Source organism: Streptomyces sp. UH6, assembly GCF_013421635.1.
Taxonomy (GTDB): Bacteria; Actinomycetota; Actinomycetes; order Streptomycetales; family Streptomycetaceae; genus Streptomyces; species Streptomyces abyssomicinicus.
In genome coordinates this window covers 1-1,544 of sequence record NZ_JACADT010001192.1, presented here as the reverse complement: position 1 = coordinate 1,544, position 1,544 = coordinate 1, and the positions used below count along the sequence as shown (strand labels likewise).

The 1,544-nt window shown below is 74.8% G+C and carries 2 protein-coding genes; both read right to left on the bottom strand.

Annotated elements, in window-relative coordinates; all coding sequences use genetic code 11:
- On the bottom strand, positions 1–684 hold a 684-nt coding region (locus tag HW445_RS30520), incomplete at its 3' end, for an ATP-binding protein (protein ID WP_180224034.1).
- Positions 685–844: 160 nt separating this feature from the next.
- Positions 845–1,544 (bottom strand): acyl carrier protein (locus HW445_RS30515; RefSeq protein ID WP_218957528.1); only part of this gene is annotated, 700 nt, incomplete at its 5' end.

Sequence of the window (1,544 nt, the reverse complement as noted above, 5' to 3'; positions counted from 1 at the left end):
GTCGAGCAGCGCCGCCACCAGCAGCGGGTTCCCCCCGGTCAGCCGCACCACCTCGGCGACGTGCGCCCGGGAGGCCCGGTCCTCCGGCCGCGACGCCATCAGGCCCAGCACGGCGGCCTCGTCCATCGGCCGCAGCCGGATCCGGCGGTGCGGATACTGCGTGATCCCGGCGTGGAACGGCGTCATGTCGGGCTGCGCCCAGCTCCACTCCGACAGCACGATCATGACGTGCGCGGAGGCGATCCGCTGCCGCAGATGAAGGAGCAGCCGCAGCGTGAAGTCGTCCGCGAACTGCACGTCGTCGACGAGGACCACCAGCGGACGGCCGGCCCGGGCCAGCGCCAGAAGCTCCAGACACAGCACGTGCACCACGCCGGCCTCGTCGACTCCCTCCGGAGGCCCGGCCAGCAGCCGCGACGCGCGCGCCGCGACCTCCGGCGGCAGATCGGCGCTCCGGAACAACTGGTCGGCCACCCCCACGGGGAAGGCGGCGCCGTCGCGCGACCCGGTGGCCAGCAGCCGCAGCGCGCCGGCCTCCTTGGCGTGCCGGGCGAACGCGTGGAGCAACCGCGTCTTGCCTCCCGCGAGACCGGCCGACACCAGGGCGAGCTGACCGGTCCCGGCAGCGCACTCGCCGAGCTGCCGGAGCAGGTCGTCCAGGGCTTCTCCGCAATCGCCTTCCACAGCAACCCCCTGAGCGTCGGCCGAACCGGTGGCCGTAGGGGGTGCCCGGTGGACACCGAAACCCCTTGGCCCCTACCAGGGTTCTGCCGTCGGCTACAGGGCGGGTCGAGCCCCGATGGAACAGGGGCCCGACCCCAGGGGGAGCGGTCGGCGCCGCCCCCTACCGCCCCAGCTCACGGTCGAGGAACCCGAGCAGTTCGTCGTCGGACGCCGACTCCAGCTGTCCCAGCACCCCGCCCTGCGACGCGGCGCCCTCCTCGGAGGACTGGCCCTGCCACTCCTGCGGCTGCCAGTCCTGGGCCTGCCGCTCCTGGCCCTGCCACTTGGAGAGGAAGGCCTGCAGCCGCACCGCCACCCGGGTGCGGGTGAGCGCGTCGGGCTCGGACGCTCCCGCTCCCAGGGACGCCTCCAGCAGGTCCAGCTCCCGCAGCAGGGACTCCCCGCTCGCCGTGCCGTCCCGGAAGAGCTCCTGCCGCAGCACCCGGGCGCCGGCCGCCGCGTTGGGGTGGTCGAAGACGAAACCGGTCGCCAGCCGCAGCCCCGTCGACCGGGTGAGCCGGTTGCGCAGGTCCACGGCCATCAGCGAGTCGAAGCCCATCTCCCGGAAGGCCCGGTCCGGCTCCACCTCGGCCGGCGTCGCGTGGCCGAGGACCGCGGCCGCGTGCTGCCGGATCAGCTCCAGCAACCGCGCCTCCTGCTCCTCCTCCGACAACGCCGCGAGCTGCTCCCGCAACCCGGCCGACACGTCGGCGTCGTCCGCACCGTCCCCGCCGTCGGCGGCGGTCAGGGCGCGGGTGGCCTGCGGCAGGTCCGCCAGCAGCGGACTCGGCCTCAGCGCCGTGTACGCGGGCACGAAGCGC